Annotated in this window: 17 protein-coding genes and 6 pseudogenes; 15 read left to right on the forward strand and 8 right to left on the reverse strand. The window is 67.8% G+C overall.

Annotation, left to right across the window (positions count from 1 at the left end; genetic code table 11):
• Position 1: 1 nt before the first annotated feature.
• Positions 2 to 178: pseudogene (locus ACH45E_RS06635) on the reverse strand (IS110 family transposase); the annotation flags it as partial.
• 1 nt (position 179) lies between these two features.
• Here ACH45E_RS06635 and ACH45E_RS06640 point away from each other — a divergent pair.
• Positions 180 to 869 (forward strand): annotated as a pseudogene (locus tag ACH45E_RS06640) (PEP/pyruvate-binding domain-containing protein); the annotation flags it as partial.
• An 82-nt stretch (positions 870 to 951) separates the two neighbouring features.
• Positions 952 to 1,314 (forward strand): hypothetical protein, encoded by a 363-nt coding sequence (locus tag ACH45E_RS06645; RefSeq protein WP_361443969.1) that lies wholly within the window; start codon positions 952 to 954, stop codon positions 1,312 to 1,314.
• Between the two features lie 53 nt (positions 1,315 to 1,367).
• Here the strand turns inward: ACH45E_RS06645 and ACH45E_RS06650 are convergent, their stop codons facing one another.
• Entirely contained in the window at positions 1,368 to 2,525 is a 1,158-nt protein-coding gene (locus ACH45E_RS06650) for a hypothetical protein (protein WP_361443966.1), read from the reverse strand.
• Positions 2,526 to 3,116: 591 nt separating this feature from the next.
• Here ACH45E_RS06650 and ACH45E_RS06655 point away from each other — a divergent pair.
• The 3 genes from ACH45E_RS06655 (at position 3,117) to ACH45E_RS06665 (ending at position 4,938) form a co-directional block, all read left to right on the forward strand.
• Positions 3,117 to 3,875: a phosphotransferase gene (locus ACH45E_RS06655; protein WP_361443963.1), complete on the forward strand. Its 759-nt coding sequence runs from the start codon at positions 3,117 to 3,119 to the stop codon at positions 3,873 to 3,875.
• Between the two features lie 145 nt (positions 3,876 to 4,020).
• Positions 4,021 to 4,269: a hypothetical protein gene (locus tag ACH45E_RS06660; protein WP_399040122.1), complete on the forward strand. Its 249-nt coding sequence runs from the start codon at positions 4,021 to 4,023 to the stop codon at positions 4,267 to 4,269.
• Positions 4,270 to 4,338: 69 nt separating this feature from the next.
• The gene (locus ACH45E_RS06665) at positions 4,339 to 4,938 is read left to right on the forward strand and encodes a hypothetical protein (protein ID WP_361443960.1); all 600 of its coding nucleotides are present in this window, start codon (positions 4,339 to 4,341) and stop codon (positions 4,936 to 4,938) included.
• 264 nt (positions 4,939 to 5,202) lie between these two features.
• On the opposite strand, the gene ACH45E_RS06670 is transcribed toward ACH45E_RS06665, so the two are convergent.
• Both ACH45E_RS06670 and ACH45E_RS06675 read right to left on the reverse strand, forming a co-directional pair.
• The gene (locus tag ACH45E_RS06670) at positions 5,203 to 6,096 is read right to left on the reverse strand and encodes a 2-dehydropantoate 2-reductase (protein ID WP_361443957.1); all 894 of its coding nucleotides are present in this window, start codon (positions 6,094 to 6,096) and stop codon (positions 5,203 to 5,205) included.
• Between the two features lie 328 nt (positions 6,097 to 6,424).
• A pseudogene (locus ACH45E_RS06675) lies at positions 6,425 to 6,526 on the reverse strand (IS5/IS1182 family transposase); the annotation flags it as partial.
• Between the two features lie 168 nt (positions 6,527 to 6,694).
• Between ACH45E_RS06675 and ACH45E_RS06680 the strand changes: the two are divergent.
• Positions 6,695 to 6,790, forward strand: a pseudogene (locus ACH45E_RS06680) (IS5/IS1182 family transposase); the annotation flags it as partial.
• Here the strand turns inward: ACH45E_RS06680 and ACH45E_RS06685 are convergent.
• Positions 6,760 to 7,271: pseudogene (locus ACH45E_RS06685) on the reverse strand (helix-hairpin-helix domain-containing protein); the annotation flags it as partial. The pseudogenes ACH45E_RS06680 and ACH45E_RS06685 overlap by 31 nt on opposite strands.
• Before the next feature lie 157 nt (positions 7,272 to 7,428).
• Between ACH45E_RS06685 and ACH45E_RS06690 the strand changes: the two are divergent.
• Positions 7,429 to 8,301, forward strand: coding sequence for a calcium-binding protein (locus tag ACH45E_RS06690; RefSeq protein ID WP_361443954.1), 873 nt, complete (start codon positions 7,429 to 7,431; stop codon positions 8,299 to 8,301).
• Positions 8,302 to 9,000: 699 nt separating this feature from the next.
• Here ACH45E_RS06690 and ACH45E_RS06695 read toward each other — a convergent pair.
• The gene (locus ACH45E_RS06695) at positions 9,001 to 9,348 is read right to left on the reverse strand and encodes a hypothetical protein (protein ID WP_361443951.1); all 348 of its coding nucleotides are present in this window, start codon (positions 9,346 to 9,348) and stop codon (positions 9,001 to 9,003) included.
• Positions 9,349 to 9,543: 195 nt separating this feature from the next.
• Positions 9,544 to 10,104: a TetR family transcriptional regulator gene (locus tag ACH45E_RS06700; protein WP_361443948.1), complete on the reverse strand. Its 561-nt coding sequence runs from the start codon at positions 10,102 to 10,104 to the stop codon at positions 9,544 to 9,546.
• Positions 10,105 to 10,141: 37 nt separating this feature from the next.
• On the opposite strand from ACH45E_RS06700, the gene ACH45E_RS06705 reads away from it, so the two are divergent.
• The 5 genes from ACH45E_RS06705 (at position 10,142) to ACH45E_RS06725 (ending at position 13,965) form a co-directional block, all read left to right on the forward strand.
• Positions 10,142 to 11,182, forward strand: a complete 1,041-nt coding sequence (locus ACH45E_RS06705; protein WP_361443945.1) for an epoxide hydrolase family protein — start codon at positions 10,142 to 10,144, stop codon at positions 11,180 to 11,182.
• Positions 11,183 to 11,746: 564 nt separating this feature from the next.
• A complete protein-coding gene (locus ACH45E_RS06710; RefSeq protein ID WP_361443942.1) occupies positions 11,747 to 12,691 on the forward strand; it encodes a C45 family peptidase in 945 nt (314 codons plus the stop codon).
• A 319-nt stretch (positions 12,692 to 13,010) separates the two neighbouring features.
• The gene (locus tag ACH45E_RS06715; protein WP_399040221.1) at positions 13,011 to 13,178 is read left to right on the forward strand and encodes a hypothetical protein; all 168 of its coding nucleotides are present in this window, start codon (positions 13,011 to 13,013) and stop codon (positions 13,176 to 13,178) included.
• Positions 13,127 to 13,429 (forward strand): hypothetical protein, encoded by a 303-nt coding sequence (locus tag ACH45E_RS06720; RefSeq protein ID WP_399040125.1) that lies wholly within the window; start codon positions 13,127 to 13,129, stop codon positions 13,427 to 13,429. Before ACH45E_RS06715 ends, ACH45E_RS06720 begins: the two co-directional genes overlap by 52 nt.
• A gap of 65 nt (positions 13,430 to 13,494) precedes the next feature.
• Positions 13,495 to 13,965, forward strand: a complete 471-nt coding sequence (locus ACH45E_RS06725) for a hypothetical protein (RefSeq protein WP_361443939.1) — start codon at positions 13,495 to 13,497, stop codon at positions 13,963 to 13,965.
• Positions 13,966 to 14,126: 161 nt separating this feature from the next.
• Here ACH45E_RS06725 and ACH45E_RS06730 read toward each other — a convergent pair whose 3' ends face one another.
• Positions 14,127 to 14,618, reverse strand: a complete 492-nt coding sequence (locus tag ACH45E_RS06730; RefSeq protein ID WP_361443936.1) for a hypothetical protein — start codon at positions 14,616 to 14,618, stop codon at positions 14,127 to 14,129.
• 108 nt (positions 14,619 to 14,726) lie between these two features.
• On the opposite strand from ACH45E_RS06730, the pseudogene ACH45E_RS06735 reads away from it, so the two are divergent.
• The 3 genes and pseudogenes from ACH45E_RS06735 to ACH45E_RS06745 form a co-directional block, all read left to right on the forward strand.
• Positions 14,727 to 15,049: pseudogene (locus ACH45E_RS06735) on the forward strand (IS5/IS1182 family transposase); the annotation flags it as partial.
• 518 nt (positions 15,050 to 15,567) lie between these two features.
• The gene (locus ACH45E_RS06740) at positions 15,568 to 16,269 is read left to right on the forward strand and encodes an SDR family oxidoreductase (protein ID WP_399040128.1); all 702 of its coding nucleotides are present in this window, start codon (positions 15,568 to 15,570) and stop codon (positions 16,267 to 16,269) included.
• 48 nt (positions 16,270 to 16,317) lie between these two features.
• Entirely contained in the window at positions 16,318 to 18,114 is a 1,797-nt protein-coding gene (locus tag ACH45E_RS06745) for an acyl-CoA dehydrogenase (protein ID WP_361443930.1), read from the forward strand.
• Positions 18,115 to 18,324 lie beyond the last annotated feature (210 nt).

Consider the following 18,324-nt stretch of genomic DNA (forward strand, 5'->3'; position numbering starts at 1 on the left):
GAGGACGGCGGTGAGCAGGCCACAGGGCCCGTTCCAAGGCGGGGTGGATCTGGGTCAGCAGGCCGTGAAGCCGGTTGGCGACCCTGGTGGTTTCGCCGGCCAGGTCGTCGTCGAAGCCCACGATCATCTCCAGCTCGGCGATGATGAACGCATCCCTCGCGTCCGTCTTGGCCTCACCTTCCAAGGCGATCGCCGCCAAGCAGTGTGCCGTTCACGCCCTGCCGACTGGCGGTACGCGGGAAGTGGCGATCGACTCGCGGCGGCAGGAGCAGCCGTCGCTGACGGATACGCAGGTCGTGCGGCTCGTGCGGCTCGTGCGGCTTGGGCGGCGGATCGAAGCGCACTTCGGCCGCCCTCAGGACATCGAGTGGTGCCTGGTCGACGACGGCTTCCACATCGTTCAGAGCCGACCGATCACGACACTGTTCCCCATCCCGGAGACCGGCGACCAGGAGAATCACGTCTACGTCTCCGTCGGTCATCAGCAGATGATGACTGACCCCATGAAGCCCTTGGGGCTCTCCATGTGGCAGCTGACGGCCATGGCACCCATGCACGAGGCCGGCGAGAGGCTGTTCGTCGACGTCACCCAGCGCCTGGCCTCGCCCGCGAGCCGCGCCGGCCTCCTGGACCTCATAGGAAGAGGCGATCCGCTGGTCAGGGACGCGCTGGAGACCGTCCTCGACCGTGACGATTTCGTCCCGTCGCTCCCCAACACGGGCCAGGGCCGACCGCTGACCGGCGGCGCGTCCGCTCCGGTCGAGACCGATCCGGCCATCGTCACCGAGCTGATCGAGCGCAATCAGGCATCCATCGCCACCCTGGAGTGCGCACGGCGAGGACTTGTCCGGCCGATCGCCGGGCCTGCGCAGTTGTGGACGTGGCGATGCAACGAGTGTCATGATCACGCTGTCGTCGGGTGGTGTGGGCCCAGTGCGCAGGGGAGAGACTGTGAAGCTGTACCTCGCCCTGCCTCTTGTCCTGTTGGCGCTGCTCATCGCCGCCTCCGGTGTTGCGGCGGTTATCAGCGGCTGGGTGCTTCCCATGAACCGGCGCCATGTTCGCGCCCCGCGGATCTATGGCTGGGGTCAGTTGATGGTGGCCTTTGCGCTGTGCCGGCAACTGGTCTTCGGGTTGGGGATCAGCGATTCCGGTGCTCGGCCGTCGGGAACTCTGATCGGCGCCGCGATTCTCCTTGCCGGCCTCATCGTCATGATGGTGGGTCAGCTCGCCGGTGGTAACCGGAATGACGGCGGCACACCGTTGGCGTCATCCTCGTGCAGGTCTACGGCGTCCCCTCCACGTGACAGTTAGCGCACTGCCCTGACGCGTCAGGGACGCCATCTTTCCGGCGTGCCGAGCGTGGTTCACTTCGCCGTGCCCACTGCCTGATCGGTCCCCTCCCGCTCGCTGCGCGACTGGGAGGGGCGCCGACGCCGGTCTCGTACCGGCCACAGGAGGACATATGCGGTGGAGGCGATGACGAAGCCCAGGCGGATCAGGCCGCGGGCCGCGTCACCGGGAACTGCGAAAACCGTTCCGTACAGGGTGATCAGGCCGATCCAGCTCCACCAGGGCACCAGGCGCCGTTGCCCGATCACATCCCACAACAGTGTGCCCAGCAGGACGGAGGCGGTGTAGTACGTGTAGACACTGGGGTCCAGGGCGATCCGGGCGTTGGCGCCGAGCAGGACGACAGCGGGCCAGCGGCCTCGCCAGACCGCGACGCAACCCAGCGCCAGCCCCATCGCAGCCTGTGCGGGCCGGTCCCAGGGAGGGGTTCGTGGATCGTTGACGCCGAGCCAGTGCAGCGCGGACGCAGGCTGGTTGGGGATGGTGAACTCGGCTGCGTCGAACGACTGCGGGGCATTGAGCAGGAACGGCAGCCAAGCGACCGCGACCAGAGCCGTGCACCACAGTCCCGCGCGCAGCCACTGCCCTCTCGGCAGTGCGAGCAGTAGCGGCAGGAAGGCCAACGCGGTCGGTTTGGAGTCCATGGCCAGAGCCAGGAAGGCGCCCGTGGCAGCGGGGCTGCCAAGGGTGAGAGCGCGTACGGCAAGGGCGGTGAAGAAGAGTGCCAGAACGTCGTCCAAGTGGCCGAAACGGACAGCGACCTCGATCCACATCGGAATGAACGCCAGGCCCGCGATCAGCACCCGTTGCCGCAGCCGCTGGTGATTGGTGCCGGTGCCCAGGAAGTGCCAGGCGGCGCTGCGCCCGGCCACCACCAGGATCAGCAGACCGAGCAGGGACATCACGCCGGCGGCCAGGAACTGCCCGACGGACTCGGGGAAAGGGTTGAACAGGCCCGCCGCCAGGAAGCTGAGGGGACCCATCTGGAGTTCGGGGTGGTGGGCGTACAGATTCAGACCGCCGTCCGCCCTGCCCGAGCCCGCGTAGATCAACTCCCCACCAGTACGCAGGTAGTGCCATGAGAACCCCCCGTGTGGCTGGACCACGCCGAACCAGAGGATTGTCCATGCGGCAAGCAGTACCAGGTGTATCCGCTGGCTGATGGCCGACACGCGTTCTCCCTTTCGGTTCTCGTCGTCTCATTCGGTTTCGCTGCGTCATGCGTCCCTGTTTGAGATGGCCGCAAGGCAGATCAGGTTGTCGGCGTGAGGTAAGAAGCGGTCGCCTGGTCCGCCGAGCCGGGCGGGCTGCGGGTCGCGAGAATGCGGCCGGAGACATCGGCAGTCGCTTCACGCCGAGTCGGAAAACGTGGTGGCCGAAGGGCTTCCGACCCCGCTGCCACGATCAGCCCTCGGGCCCACGGCCCTTGTTCGCCTTACCAACGCACTCGGCCCCGCCCGGAGCCCGATCGCCGCTGAACTCGCTCCTGGGCCAGACTCGGGCCGCCGTTCTCCACATCATCGGTGAGCACCCCGGCTGCTCCACCGCGTATCTCGCCACCTTCGTCGGCAGCGCACTTCCCAGCGCCGACGAACGCGCGACCACTCTGCGCGCAGCCGAACTGATCCGCACCGCTCGGCATCGCAACAGGCTCTGACCTTGGTCCTTAACCTCTGCACCTCCCCGGTGCTCCCTTTTAATGGGGTGATCACGGCGGCCTGATCAGACACACTGGTTCGGTGCAGCATGATGAAGAACAGCCGTTGTCCGGCGGCAACGTCAGTGATGGCGTCGTTCGAGTCGGAGATACCGTCCGCCGTCCGGCCGGACCGTGGACTCCCGCAGTGCACGCCTTGCTCACCCACCTCAACGAGGTGGGATTCCGTGCGGCGCCCCGTCCTTTGGGCATCGACGACCGGGGGCGCGAGGTCCTGACCTTCGTGCCGGGACATGTGGTCTGGCCCGACCGGTTCTCTCTGCTGGAATCCGTCCGGCAACTGGCTCGCGTGGCACGACTGGTCCGGGACTTCCACGATGCGGTGCAGGACTTCACGCCACCACCCGACGCGCACTGGCAGGTGCTGATCCCCGCCGAGGGCAGCGACATCATCGCCCATCACGATCTGGCCCCATGGAACCTTGTGGTCGCAGACGAGTCCCAGTGGGCGTTCATCGACTGGGACACCGCCGGCCCCGGTTCCCGCCTGTGGGACGTCGCGTATGCCATGCACGGGTTCATCCCGTTGTCCGCGCATCCTGACTGGCAACGCCGCGACGCGGGAGACCGACTGCGAGTCTTCGCCAACGCCTACGGCCTCGATGAAGCCGAACGCCGTCGGCTGGTCCCTCTGCTGGGGCGCCGTACGCGTTCCATGCACGACTTCCTGCGCGACCAGGCCGCCCGGGGTGTCCAGCCCTGGGCAACTCTGTGGGCCGCAGGCCACGGCGATGCCTGGCGAAGCGACGCCGAATACATCGAACAGCGCGAAGACCAGTGGGTGCACGCCCTGCTCGCCGACTGAGGCACTTCCGCCCGCTCCTCGCTCCCAATGCCGAACGGTGTCTCGAACCGGATCGCTCACCCGGGCATTCACCGGACGCTGAGGCGGCCCTCGTCTGATCATGTGCTCCGACCAAGGTGCACCGAACAAGACGAAGGCCGTGAGGGTGAGCGTGCTGCCCGAAGCTGTCCCGGTGGAAGCGTTCGCGGAAGGCTGGATCGAGTCCGCCCACGCCCGCTGGCGGGCGATCACCGGAGCCCACCTGGTGCCCCTGGTCCGTGCGGGCGCCCGGTTCGAGAACGGCGTTCTGGTCGAGCGCCCTGAGCCTGTGGTGGCTTGCCCGTCGAAGCGTCAGAAACTCACTGGCCCAGCGGATTTACGAACGGTGATACTCGACGCTCATGACGCGCGATGACCTCACCGGAGACCCCCGGTAAACCCGGCGCTGCGTCGGGTTCTGGCACGGGCCGACGCCCCGGAACTGGTGGAACTGCTGGCCAGCGGGATGTCCGGCGCGGATCTGACCACGCTGCTGCTGGAGGTGTTCCGGCGCCGGGCGGACCGGCTCTCGCCGACCGCGGTGATGCGGCGCTATCGCAGCGACCGGTTCGTGGCCCCGGCGCCGGTCGAGTTCACCGCGCTGCGCGGCACCGAGGACGTGTTGCTGTCGGCGTTGCCCGACGGCTTCGAGGTCCTCGTGCTCGCCCCGGTCGTGCCGCCGGCCGGGCATTCCGCCGTGGCGACCGTGGATCCGCGCAAGGTAGTCGCGACCGTTCGGGGCAGCGAAGTGGCCGCCGACCCCACGAACGCACTGGCGCTGGAGGCAGCGCACCGGCGCTCGCTGGCCCTGGCCGCCGATCCGCGTTCGAGTGTGCCAGCCCGGCCGGCGGCGAGTCAGCGGGTCACTCGCTCCCAGAGCTTCAACGACCCGGGAATGCTCGCCCACTTCCAGATCTTCGGCCTGGTGACCGCCGGCCGGGACACCGGCAACCGGCTCTTCGAGCACCAGCACCTGGCGAGCACCTACGGTTCGCAGCGCGGGCCCTGGCCGCCGTCGGAGCGCAGGGCACACGGATCAGACTGACCTTTCTGGAGGACGCTGCTGGTCCGACGCTCGAGCGGATCCGCCACGACCTCGCCGGGCTGCCAGGAATACAGGTGTGCGGGGACCCCGACCGGGCCACAGTTACTCACCTCCGACCACATTCCGGGTCAAGCTCCCACTGGCTGAGCGGTGGCATGGGCAGTGTGCTGGTCCCTGTGGCGGACTCGGGCCACTGTTGGCTGCGCGTCGTCGACGGCCCGGCCTCATCCCCCGTCCCCCTGGAAAGCGCCAGGGGGAGGGACGCTACGAAGCGTTTCCGTGTGCGCTCACGGCTTCCAACAGCGCGGTGACGGTGGCGTTGTACGGCGTGGGAATGCCGAGGCGGGCGCCCGCGCGCACCACCGCCCCGTTGCGGGCGTCGTATTCCAACTCACGGCCTGCCAGGCGGTCCCACAGCATGCTGCTACCGGACTCGGGCGGCATCGCTCGCAACCGGGCGATGACCTGGTCGGCCAGGTCATCGGGAAGGCGTGCGCCCGACGCGGCGGCGACCTGCCGTGCCTCCTCCACCAGCGCCCGTCCCAACTGGGCGATGCGCGGATTGGCGAAGACCGGCATCCGTTGCATCGTCAGCGCGGTAACGGCACCGTTCGCCGCGTTCAGGCACAGTTTCGTCCAGGCAGCGGTGACAAAGTCGCCGGTTGGCGAGACCTCGATACCGCTGCCCTGACACAGCGCCGAGAAGTCGGCGCCGTCACCATCCTCGGGCACGGTGAGCCGTGGCCGGCCGAACAGCCGGATCTGGCCGCGGCGCTGTGACTCGGCCGAGATCTCCACCACGGCCGGAACGACGTGGGCGGCGCCGACCAGCGGCGCGACGCGCTCACGGTGCTCCACGCCGTTCTGCAGCACCACGACCCGGGTGCCCGCACCGCACAGTCGGCTGAGCCACGGTCCCACTGCGGCCGTCTGGTAGGCCTTGGTCGCCAGCACCACCCACTCCACCGCCGAGACCTCGACGGGGTCGGTGACCTCAGGAACAGACGTCTCAAGAGCCGACCCGTCGGGGCGTACGATGCGCAACCCGCCCAGCGGCGAACGCACGCAAGCGGTCACCTCTATCCGCCCGGTCGCCATCAGCCCCGCGGCCACAACGCCGCCCACCGCCCCCACACCCACTACCGCAACCCGTGTCATATCCGCCGAGCCTACCCCGCACCAAGATCGACGCGAAGAATGCTGCCGCACAAGGGGAGGTACATAGGTGCGCACCGTGACGCAGGACGTCCGCATACGCAGCTCGCATTCCTGATTCGACGTCAACTCCACGCGGAATCTCCGACATGGGCAGCCGTGCCTACCTCATGTCCGAACCGAAGTGGGCGGATAGTGCTTTGAGCGGAACGATCGCGCCGGGGCTGCTGCTGGCTCATCGCCGAGTATCGAATCGTCAACACCTAGGGGAGAGACCTGATGCGGTGCTGCTCTGCGCTCCTTACAGTAACGGCGCCTTCGAGGAGGGTGTCAGTTCGGCCTGGCCGCGCTCGCGGCGGTACAGGATGACCAGGCCGGTTTCTCGGTAACTGCAGTCCGCGATCACGGTCGCCTTGCCGACGGCGGCCTTGGCAGGACCCGGTCCTCCAGCGGCAGGCTTCCACGGCCGGCCCTTGCGCACCGGGTCCGTGCCCTCCCGCCACAATGCTGTGATCAGCTTGCTGAACTGACGCGGGCTCAGTCCGGTGAACGAGGCGGCCACAGGTGAGATGATCTTGGCGTGACTGGTGTGATCACGGTCGGAGTCATCCTGGACACCGTGTGCCGGGTCATCCAGCGGCTGGGACCCCTTCTCGCGATCGAGCCCGCCAGCCGCCCGGCGGAGGCCGCAGACCGGTGCCTGGATCCAGCGCCTTCCCCGGCGGTGACGAGGGTGGTCTTTGTGGACACAGTGGAGGATGAGCGTCCGCCAGCCCGCCCGATGAGTTCGTTCGTCTGGTTGCGGCTGAGCTGCTCCAGCGGTCCGTCATCGTGTCGGTTACCACCACCGTCATCCCGGCAAGTGCACCGCCGGCCGGGACCCCACCGGAGCCCTCGTCGGCCTCGGAGGTGTCTTCGCCGGCTGTGGGTGGGGGAGCGGCGCCGGGTTCGTCATGTTCACCCCGGCCGCTGTGAGTCTGTCGATCAGCCCCGGACAGTTCGTCGAGTTCGGCGACAACGGCGGGTGCTTTCTCGGCGCCGATGCCCGCGACTTGCTGCAGGGCGTTTGCGTCGGCGGCGCGGATGTTGTCCATGGTGACGAAGTGCCCGGTGATGCGGCGGGACATGGAGCGGCCCGTACCGCGGATGCCGAGCGCGCACAGCACCCGCGCCCTTGGCGGGGGGGCTGGTTGTTTTCCCGCCCGGGCCCGGGGCAACGATCGGGCCGGTTCGGCAGTCGTAGGGAGTGACACACATCGGTCTCCTGCACTCGCCATCAACTGCCTTCGCGCGCGGTGCGGTTGGTAGCAAGGCCTGTCATCCCTGGGAGGATTCATGAGCCGCTTCGCCGCACCACTTGGCGACAGACAAAGCGGCGGGCGCGACATCGCCCCGCCCATCGCCGCCGCACGTGCCATACGGCGCAAGTCCGTCGGTCGCGCCACAAACCGCGGTGTCGTGGTGGGGGCCGTTGCCGTTTTGCTGGCGGGGGCCGGCGCCTCGGCCGATGCCGCGTCCGATGGCGCGCCCAGCGACCCGGTGGTGGTCAGCGGTGCCACCATCAACTCCGGACACGACGTCATCGTAGGTATCACGCACAGCGTGCAGTTCTCGGTCTCGGTCACCGGATCGGATGACTCCGGTCTGGCTTTCGCCGATGTGGATCTGAAGGGGCCGCACGGCGGTTTCTACACCACCGATGCGTTCTGCGAGACCGCGACGGCATGCACGACGGCGTTCGCCGTCAACCCTCACCCGGCTCCGGGCAGCGACGACCCAGTGGACCTGGCCAACGCCAACGCGGGAACATGGTCAGTCGACGCCTTGGTCGACGCCAACGACGGCGATTCCGCTTTTGCCCCCGGCGTGGGGTCCTTCGGCCTCAAGCGTGCTGCGCGGCTCACAGTCAACGCCTCACCGGAACCGGTGGCCAAGGGTGCTCGTATCACCATCACCGGCAAGCTCGTGCGGGCCAACTGGGACACCTACCGGTATGCGGGATACGCGGGCCAAGCCGTGAAACTGCAGTTCCGCCCGAAGGGAAGCAGCACCTACACCACGGTGGCCACGGTGAACACCAGCGGCACCGGCACCCTTCGCACCACGGTCAAGGCAGTCAAGGACGGCTACTGGCGCTGGAGCTTCACCGGCACCAACACCACCGGCCCGGCCAAGGCCACCGGCGACTACGTCGATGTGCGTCCCTGATCCGGCAAGCACCACCATGAGCGACCGGTGGGGCCCGGCCTTGGAAAGATCCGGCACCCCCTAGCTCCACCTGGACTTCCCAGTCCAGCCGCAGAGGGGCCACGCCGCAGGCGGGGGCCCCTCTGCGCGAAAGGAGGTCGATCGGTCCGTTCATGCGGCCGACCTTCGATTCCTGCGAGCGGACGGCCTGCTGGGTTCGGACCGCTGTCTGGCCGCCCTCGTCGGCCAGGTGCTGCGCGCGCTTCTTCAGGCGCTGCAGAGCGTCGTCGAACGGGCGCCCGTGGTATCTGATGTTCGTGGCAGGCTCGGGCGAAGTCCCAGTCGCAGTCGAGCGGCACCGCGCACAGCCGTGCCTCCTCGGCCGACGCCACGCCTTGCAGCACGCGCTGCAGTGTGTCCCGCACCAGCGCTTGCTCGTCCGGGTCGACGAACAGTGTGGCTACTTCAAGCAGACGGGGGTGGCCGGCCAGGTTGACGCGCTGCAGCTGTGCGTCCCGCTCGTCGTTCCACCATCGCTGTAAGACATCCGCGAACGTGCTCAGCAGCAGCCGGGTGAAGCAGGTAGTGAGGTTGGCCGTCGTGGAGCGCCGTACAGGCTCGACCTCGTCGGAATCGTCCTCCGGATCGGAGAACTCGACGGTGCGCGGGTCGAAGTGCTGTCCGTGCAGGGGGTCGCAGCGCTCGTTGAGCAGGGCGATGTCAACGAACTCGGGGAGTACCTCGAGGACGGTGTGCACTGGACGGCGAGTTGATCCGGGTGTCGACGTCGAACAGGCGTTGGCGGCTGCCCTCCAGGGAGAAGAGAATCCTCCAGGGAGAGGGGAGTCCTCCAGCCGTCTGCAGTCCGGCCCCGCCGGGCGATGGTGCTTCCTTTAGGGCGTCGGTCGCCCGACTGGATTCCGGCGGTCCGGCGATGGCCCGATCGCCGTCGACGCCCAGGACGACGTGGAGGTGGACGAAGCCGTTGCGGATCTCGCCGGCGCCGGTCAGCTCGCCGGGCAGGTCGTACTTGGTGATGATGTCCTTGAGCGCGTCGCCTTCGGGCATGGTCGAGACGGTGAAGGGTCCGCGGCCTGGCCCGGGCCTCCTCGGCGATCAGGTTGAGCGTGCCCAATTCGTCGGCCGCCCCCAGTGGCCCCGACTGCTCGGCAGCTCCCGCTCATTGGCCAATTCCGGTGATGTTCCTTTCCTGCTTCTGCGCTCATGTCGATGACTCTGATCGCAGCAGTGCTGGGCCGTTGGTCAACCGTCGGCGAGGCGTTGGATGGTGGTGCTCAGCCAGGCCTGGAGGTTGGCGGGGTCGCCGAGTTCGGAACGCAGGATTCGGCGGCGGGTCGAGACGCCGAGCACGAAGGCGTCGATCGCTGCGGCTCGGCTGCGGGCGTTCGCCTCGTCCAGACCGCTGTCGCGGAGGTAGCGGTACAGCGGTTCCAGCGAATGCGTGTCGAGGAAGGCGGCCAGCGCCTCCGCTGCCTCCGGGCGTTCGCCGGACGCGCGCTGCAGTACGAGCAGCGGATCCTCCCCGAGTGGACCGAACCAGCGTTGGACGATGCTCGCCGCGAGACGCGAACCCAGCGCGGACCGCTCGCCGTCGAAGGAGTTCGAGACCGGGATCTCCACCCGGGTCGCCGCCAGGAAGAGCCCATCCTTGCCACCGAAATAACGGGTGATGAGGTTGGGCGACACACTGGCCGCGTCGGCCACGCCTTTCACCGTGACCGCCGTGTACCCATGCTGGGCGAACAGACGTCGCGCGTGCTCCAGGATCCTGTGCCGGGTGGTGTCCGCATTGCGCAAGCTCATGTGTACGAGCATACACATTATGTGTACGCTGATACACATGGAAAAGGATATCCGGGAACGACTCCAGCGGACGCGGCGCGTCACGACGCCGTGGAGTGACGACGCGACGCGCGGCATCCGCAGCGCCCGCCTCGACGAACTGCTCGAACACTGGGCGAACGGATACGACTGGGGCGTGCACGAGCGCCGCATCGGCGCGTTCCCCTGGGCTACCGTGCGGGCGGGCGACACCGATCTACGAGTGATCCACCAGCGGTCCGCGGATCCCGGCGCTCCGGTCGTCGTGCTACTGCACGGCTGGCCCGACTCGGTGCTGCGGTTCGAGCGCGTCCTGCCTCTGCTCGCGGACATGCACGTGGTGGTTCCGGCGCTGCCGGGCTTCCCGTTCGCGGCCCCGCTCACCAAGCCCGGCATGTCGGCCAACCAGATCGCCGGGATCGTCGCGGATGCTCTCGACGAGCTCGGCTACTCGCGGTACACGGTGTCCGGCGGCGACGTGGGCGGCACCGTCGCGGAACTCCTCGCAGCCGAACACCCGGACCGCGTAACCGCGCTGCACCTCACGAACATCGCCCCGCAGCGTGCGCTCACCGCCGACCCGGCGAAACTCGCGCCGGACGCGGCGGCTTACCTCGGCCGGACGGCGCAGTGGTTCCGGGCCGAGGGCGGATACATCGCCGAGCAGTCGACACGGCCGAACACGCTCGCTGTTGCCCTTGGCGACTCACCTGCCGGCCTCGCGGCGTGGATCGTCGAGAAACTGGAGTCCTGGTCCGACGATTCGGCCTTCACGACGGACGAACTCCTCACCTGGGTCACCGCATACTGGATCACCGGCACGATCGGCACCTCCTTCGCCACCTACACCGAACCGGCCGCCATCCCCGACCGGATCGACACCCCGACCGTACTGTCCGTGTTCCAGCGCGACACCAAACCGGAGCCGCGGAGCTACGCCGAGGCGTTCCTGAACCTCTGCGACTATGTGGAACACCCTGCCGGCGGCCACTTCGCGGCCTGGGAGCAGCCCGAGGTGTACGTCGACGACCTGCGTCGCGCGGTCAAGCTGAGCAGCTGAGACGGAGCCGGCGAGTGGCCGCGCGAGCGGCCTGCCCGAACGCTTTTTCATGGCCGCCGCGAGGCGCTCGGTGTTCTCCACGCCCCCACCGGCGTCGAGCCGCTGCTCGGTGGCTGCGGAGGCGGTCGGAGCGGGGGAGCGCATACAGCAGGGCATCCAGCTCGCTCCTGCGCACAGGCACGTTGATGATGTCGTCGACTCCGGAGGTCAGCGCCCGGACCGAGTGGTCGTAGTACGCGCCTCACCGGGCGTTGTCGAAGCGCAGCTCGTGGCTCAGGTTGCCATATTCGACGTGCCTGTAGACCCGCAGCCGCTCGCACAGGCCGGGGAGATCCTGAGAAAGCCGCGTCTGAGCTCTACATGACAAGTTGAGGGGAATGCCTGTGGTGCGGGTCGGCCGCTGCCCCTGGTCCTGCGCGGCGAGGGCCGCACCCTGATATGCCGTTCGAGGTGATCTGTGGATACCTCGGATGCCTTTACCGACCATGCCTGATCTGGTGAACTACCCGCGAAATTAGTTAGGTTGCCATCACTTCACCGGACATCCGCAAGGGAGCGGCAGCCATGAGCCAACAGCAGAAGACCTTCCGTGCTATCGAGATCGGCGACGGAAGCGACGAGCGATGGGCCACCCATACACAGGCTTTGTGGCCGCTCGCGGAGGAGTGGATGACCGAGGAGAGCCGGACCTCAGAGGGCGCGGACCGTGCTCGGAGGCTGTTCGAGGAGCACATGCCGGAGCTGGTCCCCGTGCTCGATCGCCTCGCCGGTCAGCTCGACCGGCCCGAAGGAGGGACCTTCCTCACCCTGGCGACCTTGCGACCGTTCTTCTCGGGCTGCACCCAGATCGGTGACAGTGGCACTCTGCTGCGCAACTACGACTTCAGCCCCGATGAGTGTGAGGGCACCATTGTTTCCTCCCACTTCCTGCGACCGGTGATCGGAATGCAGGATGCCGCCTGGGGCTTGCTGGACGGGATGAACGACGCCGGGCTCGCGGTCTCACTCACTTTCGGTGGGCGATTCGTCCACGGCCCGGGCTTCGCCATCCTCATCGTCCTGCGCTACCTGTTGGAGACGTGTACCACCGTTGACGAGGCAGTCGGCAAGCTGAAGTCCATACCGATCGCAATCCCGCAGAACGTCACCCTTGTCGACCCCGAGCAGGCACGGACGGTGTTCGTGGGGCCGGATATCTCACTGACTGAGGCAACAGACGCCTGCGCTGCCAACCATCAGCACATGCCGGTGCCCGACGAGCAGGAGCAGTTCTCCCGGACCCAGGAGCGGCTGAGCGCCATTCGCGCAGCCGGCACGGATGTGGCGGCGATGCTGAAGCCGCCGCTGTACCAATCCGCATACGACGAGGGCCTGGGAACCGTCTACACCGCCCATTACCGGCCCTCCGAGGGCCGCGTGACCTACTACTGGCCGGGCGAGTCCTGGGAACAGTCCTTCGGCGACTTCGCTCCGGGATCCCGCACCGTGACCATCGGCCAAGCTGGCTGAGAACTCCTCTTGGCCTTGATCCGAGGAACGCCAGCCAGCGGAACCCCGACGCTTTTCTACGAGCTGCTGCAGCAGGGAGACCTCGAACAGCAGACGCTTGCCGTGCTGCACCACGGCGTTGCCCGCCCCCTCGATGAGGACGGACGACCGAGGGCCTTCCTCATCAACGGCCCGATAGCGAAGAACCTCGAGACGGTCCGCAGCCAGCTCGAGCTCAACAGCAGCGGCGGCGGCCTGTACGAGGCGATCCTGGAACTGCCCACCCGCCAGTTCACCGTGATCGGTCCTGCGCCACCTGCTCGGCTACCCCACCAAGCGGATCGCCCGCTACATGGGCCTGGACCCCCGCACCGTCGACTACCACGGCCGGAGGGGCCGAATCGAGAGCCCCTTTTTTTGCGGGCCCCGGCGGCGTGCTGGTGAGCTCGGCAGACGGTGGAGTCGATCGAGACCTTCCATTCGATGCTTCCGTCGGCATTGGCCGTGACCTGCAGCTTCTTCAGACTAACTGGCGCAGTTCGGACCGTGCGGCCAGCGGTGTGGCCCGGTGGTGATCCAAGCCGTGAAGGCCGGGCGGGCTGCAACCAGGTCACGCCCAGGGTGCTGCGGTTGCCAGCTGTCCATCGAGCCAGTGATCAACGCGTGGTGGGCAGCGTCACCATGCCCTACACCGAGGACGGAGTACTGTTCGACGACTTTGTGGTCTACAACAGCCAGGATTGGCAGGCGGCATGCTGAGGGTCGAAGAGCTGGAGGCTCTGCTTCCGTCGATGACACGGTGGCGTGTGCCTGGGGGGCGCAGGGTGAACTGGGCCGCCCTCGAGGCGGGCCTTGGGGCGGGGCTGCCCTCGGACTTCCGCTTTCTGGCGGAGGCGTATCCGGTCCTGGTCGTCGACGACTTCCTGGTGGTGTCCGTCCCCCGGCCCGGTGCCGAGGCGTCATGGGCGTCCGCGTCAAGGGAGGACGAGATCCTTCAGGATCTGTTCGAGATGGGCGACACCGAGGGGTATGTCCCCTTCCCGCAGCCGGGAGGCCTGATCTGCTGGGCGGAGTCCAATGCGGGAGATTCCTTCTACTGGAGGACGAGTCCCGTGGACCCGGACGCATGGCCGGTGGTCGTCCGCGGAGACAACGGGGACTGGTCGGAGTATCCGGTCGGTGCCGTCGAGTTCCTGGTCGGCGTGTATGGGCGCACCATCGACGTGCCAGGCATGCCCAGGGACTTCCCCAGCGACTACCCGAAGGCGCTGGGCCTGAGCGACCGCACCGACTGATCGGCAACAGATCCGCATACGATACGCACCTGGGTGAAGGTCAACGAGAACAAGGCCCAAGGCGGAACCATCACCGCATGGCGCGGCAAGAACGCACGTCATTGACCACGACCCTTTCTACGTGATCGTCTCAAGCTTGTCCCGTAACCACCTGTGTGGGATCAGGCTTGGTTGCGGTCCGGTGAGGCTGCGCACTCCAGCCACTTGACCACCACGTCGTGGGACACGTCCAAGGCTGGATCACGACTTCCATCAGGTGCGTATGCCGGAGACCGGTCTGCGCGCAGTGACAGGTGGGCGCAGTACCAGGCCCGCTTGGCGCCCGCTCGCTCCGCGTCCGTACCGGTCCGCAGATAGTTGAGCAGTGCCGTCATGACCCGGCGCCGTCCGAATGCGTAGAGCGCCGGCTCGACGAACCAGCGGCAGAAGCTGGGGTCCGGGTCGTAGACGGCTGCGGCCATCAACGGCAGGAAGAACTCCTCGGGCAGACTGACGCGGTCGAGAAGTGGCTTGCGCACTGCATGGGCCAGGTGTCGCGCCCGTCGGTCATCCGGCACGCCGGCCGCGTAGTCGAAGTTCAGCAGGCGAGCCACCTCGGTTGCTGATGACAAAAATGTGGGTGCTTCTGCCTCGTATCGCTCTTCGTCGGCCATGGGCATCATTTTGGGCCTGATCCCGGACCAAGGAGAGACGCTGGTTGCTGATCCGTGGACCATGGCTACCTGCTCAGCGACCTCGCCTCGGCTGAAATCCATCACAGTGTGGCTGGAGTGATCACGGCGTCGGTGCCGTCCTGGACAGGTCCCTCTACGGGGCTGAGCCCGCGCTGCTTCGGCAAGTTGGTAGCCGCAGTACGACGTGATCAGGTTGCAGATCGACGCCGCGGCCGGCCCTGGAGCTGTCGCTGGACGATCGCGGCGCCGCTGTTCGGTATCTCCAAGTCGGCCGCAGACCGCATCATTGATCACCTCGGTCCGCTATTGGCGCTCCGGCAGCGGAGCCGGTTCCGCAGGGACACCGTCCTCATCGCCGACGGCACCCTGGTTCCACGCGCGACCATTCGGTGGCCGAGCAGTCGAAGAACGAGGCCGGGAGGAATCCGGCGCCGAAACCGCCGTCGGAGAGACCGTGAACGCTGCCGCGCCGCCAAGGTTCCTGATGAGAGGGTCTTCGTCACCAGACCAGAACCGGCCAGGGCCATGGTGCTGCGCGCACTCGCTCCCCGCTGCCGATCGCCTGGGCGACCGGGTTTCCCGGCGGGACAGCGAACTGGCGAAGCTGGCAGAGTTCAGGGTCCTGGCGATCTCGCGATCGGCTGCCCAGTACGACGAGATCGAACGGCTGCGCTCACTTCTGACGCGACAGGCCGAGGCAGGTGATGTGGTGACCCGCCTCAGGCCGCGGGCGGGGGATGCGCCGTTCGGGACTTGCAGCTGACTTCCGGTTGACGCGATCTAAGCAACCGCTTAGTCTGCGGCAGAGGCTTGCGCGAGCACGCCTCAATACCGCCTAGCACTGCTCTTGGAGTCTGCCGTGACCGCACTGTTCTCCGTTTCTGGCAAAACTGCGCTGGTCACGGGAGGGTCCCGCGGTATTGGCCTGATGATCGCCCGCGGCCTGGTCGAAGCCGGGGCCCGGGTCTACGTCAGTTCCCGCAGTGCCGCGGCGTGCGAGGAGGCCGTGCGTGAGCTCTCCGCGCTGGGCGAGGCGGTCGCCCTGCCCGCTGACCTGTCGCGCGAGGAGGAGTGCCACGGGCTTGCCACGGAGATCGGCGAGCGGGAGGAGCAGTTGCACGTCCTGATCAACAACGCCGGCGCGAGCTGGGGTGCGCCACTGGATGAATTCCCGGTCAGCGGCTGGGACAAGGTCATGGACCTCAACCTGCGCAGCCCCTTCCTGCTGACGCAGGCCCTGCTGCCGCTGCTGCGCAAAGCCGGCTCCCACGACGATCCGGCCCGTGTGATCAACGTCGGCTCCATCGACGGTCTTCACGTAGGCGCTTTGCCGGCCTACTCCTACGCGGCGAGCAAGGCCGGACTGCACCACCTGACGCGCGTCCTGGCCAAAGAGCTCGGCCCGCAGGGCATCACCGTCAACGCGATCGCACCCGGCCCGTTCGAGTCCAAGATGATGGCCGCCACACTGAAGGCACAGGGGGACACCGTGGTCGAGTCCGCTCCGTTGCGTCGGATCGGGCGCCCCGACGACATGGCCGGCGTGGCGGTCTACCTGTCCAGCCGGGCCGGAGCGTACGTCACCGGCGCGGTGATCCCCGTCGACGGCGGCATCGGCACCACCGTCTGACGCCTGCCTGTTCCCGTTCTCACCGTCCCCCCCGATCGGAACCGCCCCATGGACTCCCTGCTGCTCTCCCGCCGAGACCTGGACTTCTTGCTCCACGACTGGCTGGACGTCACGGCCCTGACCCGCCGGTCCCGTTACGCCGACCACGACCGGGACACCTTCGACGCCGTGCTGGACCTCAGTGAGGCCATCGCGACCCGGCACTTCGCCCCGCACAACAAGAAGAACGACGCCGAAGAGCCCCGCTTCGACGGCGAGCGGGTGCACATCATCCCGGAGGTCAAGGAGGCCCTGCGGGTCTTCGCCGAGGCCGGTCTGACCGGCGCAGCCATGGACTACGAGGTCGGTGGGCAGCAGCTGCCCACTGTGGTTGCCAACGCCTGCATGGCCTGGTTCCAGGCCGCCAACGTCGGCACTGCCGCGTATCCGTTCCTCACCGTCGGCAACGCCAACCTGCTCCAGGCGCACGGCAGCAAGGAGCAGGTCGAGGACTACGTGCGGCCCATGGTCGAGGGCCGCTTCTTCGGCACCATGTGCCTCTCCGAGCCGCAGGCGGGTTCCTCGCTGGCCGACATCACCACCCGGGCCGTGCCGCAGGACGACGGTACGTACCGGATCACCGGCACCAAGATGTGGATCTCCGCCGGCGACCACGAGCTCAGCGAGAACATCGTCCACCTGGTTCTCGCCAAGATCCCCGGCGGGCCGGCGGGCGTGAAGGGCATCTCGCTGTTCATCGTGCCCAAGTTCCTCGTCGAGGCGGACGGGGGCCTGGGGGAGCGCAATGACGTAGTGCTGGCCGGTCTCAACCACAAGATGGGCTACCGAGGCACCACCAACACCCTGCTCAACTTCGGTGAGGGCCGGTACACCCCGGGCGGCGCTCCGGGCGCGGTGGGCTACCTGGTGGGCGAGGCCCACCACGGGCTTGCGTACATGTTCCACATGATGAACGAGGCCCGCATCGGCGTCGGGCTGGGCGCCACCGCGCTCGGCTACACCGGCTACCTGCACGCTCTCGACTACGCCCGCACCCGCCCGCAGGGCCGCCCACTGACGGGCAAGGACGCGAACGCCCCGCAGATCCCCATCATCGAACACGCCGACGTACGCAGGATGCTGCTGGCCCAGAAGAGCTACACGGAGGGCGCCCTCGCGCTCAGCCTGTACTGCAGCCGCCTGCTCGACGAGGAGCGCACCGCCGAGCAGGAGCCCGAGCGGGCCCGCGCCCGGCTGCTGCTCGACATCCTGACGCCCATCGCCAAGAGCTGGCCGGCGCAGTGGTGTCTGGCCGCCAACGACCTCGCCATCCAGGTGCACGGCGGCTATGGCTACACCCGCGAGTACAACGTCGAGCAGTTCTACCGGGACAACCGCCTCAACCCCATCCACGAGGGCACCCACGGCGTCCAGGGGCTGGATCTGCTCGGCCGCAAGGTGGTCATGAACCGCGGCGCAGGACTGAAACTCCTCCTTGAGACGCTCGCTGCAACCGCCGCCCGGGCCACGGCGGTCGGCGGCGAGGCGGCCGAACTGGCCGCCCACCTGGAACAGGCCGCGGCCCGGACCGAGCGGACCACCGCCACGCTGTGGTCCACCGGAGACCCCGCCACCGCCCTGGCCAATGCCTCCGTCTACCTCGAAGCCCTCGGCCATGTGGTGCTGGCCTGGATCTGGCTGGAGCAGTTCCTCGCGCTGGGGGACGACGCGGATGACTTCCACGAGGGCAAGCGGCAGGCGGCCCGGTACTTCTTCCGAGTGGAACTCCCGCGGACCGGACCGCAGTTCGACCTGCTCGACAGCCTGGACCGCACCGCAGGGGACTGCCGGCCCGAATGGTTCTGACCCACAGGCCCGTCATGGGCGCGGACGAGGGCCTGGCACTCCCGGGCCGAAGGTGGCCGCGCAGCCGAGTGGGTAGGTGCCGGACCCCTACGTCCGCTCTTGCCCGAGCGGCGCCACCGGCCGTGCGCGTCTGGCATGATCAGCAAACGGGGCCTGCACGTGACCAGCCTCCGCGGGCCGGCCAAACACAGAAGCCACCGCTCGGCTCGA

Origin of the sequence: Streptomyces sp. NPDC020299, from assembly GCF_044387825.1 — a bacterium.
Taxonomy (GTDB): domain Bacteria; phylum Actinomycetota; class Actinomycetes; order Streptomycetales; family Streptomycetaceae; genus Streptomyces.

What these genes read in the sequence shown, in the direction of transcription:
- ACH45E_RS06670 (WP_361443957.1), bottom strand. Translation starts at nt 6,096, where the DNA reads ATGACACGGGTTGCGGTAGTGGGTGTGGGGGCGGTGGGCGGCGTTGTG.
- ACH45E_RS06690 (WP_361443954.1), top strand. Translation starts at nt 7,429, where the DNA reads ATGAGCCGCTTCGCCGCACCACTTGGCGACAGACAAAGCGGCGGGCGC.
- ACH45E_RS06695 (WP_361443951.1), bottom strand. Translation starts at nt 9,348, where the DNA reads ATGCCCGAAGGCGACGCGCTCAAGGACATCATCACCAAGTACGACCTG.
- ACH45E_RS06700 (WP_361443948.1), bottom strand. Translation starts at nt 10,104, where the DNA reads ATGAGCTTGCGCAATGCGGACACCACCCGGCACAGGATCCTGGAGCAC.
- ACH45E_RS06705 (WP_361443945.1), top strand. Translation starts at nt 10,142, where the DNA reads ATGGAAAAGGATATCCGGGAACGACTCCAGCGGACGCGGCGCGTCACG.
- ACH45E_RS06710 (WP_361443942.1), top strand. Translation starts at nt 11,747, where the DNA reads ATGAGCCAACAGCAGAAGACCTTCCGTGCTATCGAGATCGGCGACGGA.
- ACH45E_RS06730 (WP_361443936.1), bottom strand. Translation starts at nt 14,618, where the DNA reads ATGGCCGACGAAGAGCGATACGAGGCAGAAGCACCCACATTTTTGTCA.
- ACH45E_RS06740 (WP_399040128.1), top strand. Translation starts at nt 15,568, where the DNA reads ATGATCGCCCGCGGCCTGGTCGAAGCCGGGGCCCGGGTCTACGTCAGT.
- ACH45E_RS06745 (WP_361443930.1), top strand. Translation starts at nt 16,318, where the DNA reads ATGGACTCCCTGCTGCTCTCCCGCCGAGACCTGGACTTCTTGCTCCAC.